This window comes from Pelomicrobium sp. (genome assembly GCF_036803785.1).
In the GTDB taxonomy this organism is placed as follows: Bacteria; Pseudomonadota; Gammaproteobacteria; order Burkholderiales; family UBA6910; genus Pelomicrobium.
The window spans coordinates 1-2,901 of the sequence record NZ_DAIRTR010000222.1; the positions used below are offsets into that span (position 1 = coordinate 1).

Genomic DNA, 2,901 nt, shown 5'->3' on the forward strand with positions numbered 1-2,901 from the left:
CCCTTGGGCCCGCGGCTGCTTCCGCGTAGCGCTCCTTCCGGATCTTCCCCGAATTCGCGTTTGTGCAAAGCGTCCTTGCGCCGCGAAGCGGGGATGCCAACCGTGGAGCCTCGCTCAAGGACAACGAGCGCCGCCCAGCGCTGGAAAGCGTCGAGATTGAGCTTGATCGCCTTCACGCCGCGAAAGAGCGAGTGCTGGAACCGCCGCTCGGCTGCCTCTTTCGCACCAAAGCACGCCGCTTTTTTTCTTGGCGAGGGCGCCCCCGCCGTCCCTCGGGCGCAGGCCTTGTCCCTGCAGGGAGCCTCTCAGAGCAGCCGGGCGAGGGCGGGCGGCGCATGGCTCTTCGTCAGCACATTGGCGAGCTCCCACTGACGGGCGGCGGGCAGCTTCTCCAGGAAACGCGCCTCACCCGCGCTCAGTACGGCCAGCGCTGCCCCATCGCAGTAGAGCACCCGGTTCGTGGCGAGGGCCGTCACCCGCGGTCCGGGCACCAGAATGCCCACCAAGTTGAGGGGATCGGCACCGCTTACGCACACGAGCTCACCGTGCTTTTCCTCTCGCCGGGTATCCCGCAGCAACCCCACCGCCTCGGGCAGGGCAAACTGCTCGCCGGAAAAACCCTCGACGAAGCGGCCGCCTCGGATCTCGCCTCGGGCCTCCAGGCGGCGGTAGGCGAGCAGCAGCTCCCGCCACGGCGGCAGAACGTCGGCCTCCCGGTAAACCAGCTTCCAGAACACCACCCCGTAGCGCTTGAGCAGGGTGCGGGCGGCATGCTCCACGGCCTGGGGGTCGAAACCCGCACCCGAGCGAGCAGCCGATTCTCCCAGCCGGCCCACGAGCGTCCAGCGGCCCGCATCCTCGATGCCGAACAAGGCAGTGCGCCGCCGGCGTTCCCCTGCCCCGCCCATGGGCCGGCGCCGCCCAGCGGGCAATAACAAAGCCCGCAGGCCCGCGAAGCTGTCGCAGCTCGCAAGCCCCCAGGCGGTGAGCTCCCCCAAGGCCTCTTCCACATAAGTGCGCGGCAGCCGGGTCCCGTCCACGATCTCGTCGAAAAACGAGGCGCCGCGAGTGGCGAGATGGTCCAGGACGGCCCGCGCCCGGGCGCTCAAGCGAAGCGCGGCCGCATCGATCTTGGGGGCGAGCTTGGCCCAGTGGTTCAAGTGGCGGCGCAAGACCAGGGTCACCGGGGTGCTCCGCACCGGCCCAGCCACCCGTTCCCGCTCGGAGGCAAGCCGCTGGGCATCCACCCGCATCCACGCCACCCGGCCCGCCAGGCACAGGTCGTCGAGCCAAACCGGATCGTAGCCGGCCACCCGGGCAGGCAGGATTTCCGACTCCCAGGCAATGGCCGGTGCCTCGAACCCCTCCAACTGAGCAATCACCGCCGCCACCGCGTCGGGCCCCGCCATCCGCTCGCCGGGCGCAAGACGCTGCCAGCGCAGGAGAAAGCGCAGGAAATCACCGCTCGCCACGGGCTGGATTTCGTTGCGCAGGCGCTTCAGGGTATAGCGGTGGATGCGGGCGAGGAGTCCACGCTCGCACCACTCCTCCTCCGTTGCGCCGGGAGTGAAGCGCCCGCGCAGGGCAAAGCCCTCGGCCTCCAGCCGGGCGAGGGCCCCTTCCACTTGGTCCGTCGGCAGGGCGCCAGCCGCCGCCAACTCCCCTGCGGTGACCGGTCCCAACCCCTCCAACCGCCCCCGCACGATCTCCGTCAGCGCCTCCTCGGGCGACCCGGTCCCGGTTGCGGACTCCCGAGGCGCTTCCAGGGGAGGCGTGAGTACCCGCTCGGGGTATAGGGCTTGGAACTGGGGCAGCCGCTCGGCGGCGATCCATAGCCCTCCCCTCGCACCGCCCAATTCAAGCCGTCCGGCGCGCCGCTCCCGGGCGAGCGTGTCCAGCAGGGCGCGCCAGGAAGGCTGCCGTTGCACCTCCGCGTCCCGCAGGTAGCCGAGCCAAAGCAAGGCATCGTGCAACTCGTCCGCCGTTTCGGCTTCGGGCCAGGCCTCCTCCCGCACTCGGGCGATGGCTTCCGGGTCGAGCCGCCCCAAGTCGGCGGCCGTCTGGGGATCCAGCCAGCGCCGGCTGGCCACCGCCTGGGTACGCCGCTCCTCTAGGGGGGCGTCGTCCAGGAAGGCGTAGGGCCGAGCGGAGAGAATTTCCAATGCCAAGGGCGAAGGCGAGGTAAGATCCCGGGCGATCACCTGTACATCCCCCCGGGCCAGGGCAGCGAGCAGTCGCTCCAGGCTTTCCACGTCCATCGCCTCGAACAAGCAGTCGGCAATCACCTGCCGCACTAGGGGATGGTCGGGAATTTCCCGGTCGCCCACGAGATTCTCGCCACAAGCCACCTGGTCCGGGAAAACCGCCGCCAGCAGATCCTCCGCCGCCAGACGCTGGCGCTGGGGTGAGACCTTGGCACCGCCCCTGAAACGGGGCAGCGCCAGGGCGATGGTGGCAACCCAGCGCCAGCGCGTGATAAACATGGGAGCGTCCAGGAGCGCCTGGGTGAGGAGTTGGCGCACGGCCTGGGCGTTCAAATAGCCCGCTACCTCCGCCAGCGGAAAGCTGTGGGCCGAGGTGAGGGATAGGACAATGGCATCCTCCGTGGCCGCGGCCTGGAGCTCGAAGTTGAACTTGCGGCAAAAGCGCTTGCGCAGTGCCAGGCCCCAAGCCCGGTTCACCCGGCTGCCGTAGGGGGAGTGGATGACGAGCTGCTGCCCCCCGAGCTCGTCGAAGAAGCGCTCGAACACGAGGCAATCCTGACGGGGTAGGCATCCCAGAGCCGCCTTAGCCGTTGCGTAATAGTCCACGAGCTGGGTGGCGGCTTCGGGAGCGAGGCCCACCGTCTCCACCAGCCACTCCAGGGCACGGGTCCCGCCCCCCTCTCCCGCCATCCCGTTC

At 69.5% G+C, this 2,901-nt stretch carries 1 protein-coding gene; it reads right to left on the bottom strand.

Going from position 1 to position 2,901, the window contains the following annotated elements; all coding sequences use genetic code 11:
- Positions 1 to 305: 305 nt before the first annotated feature.
- Positions 306 to 2,901 (bottom strand): Lhr family helicase (locus V7Q81_RS15505; protein WP_442954860.1); only part of this gene is annotated, 2,596 nt, incomplete at its 5' end.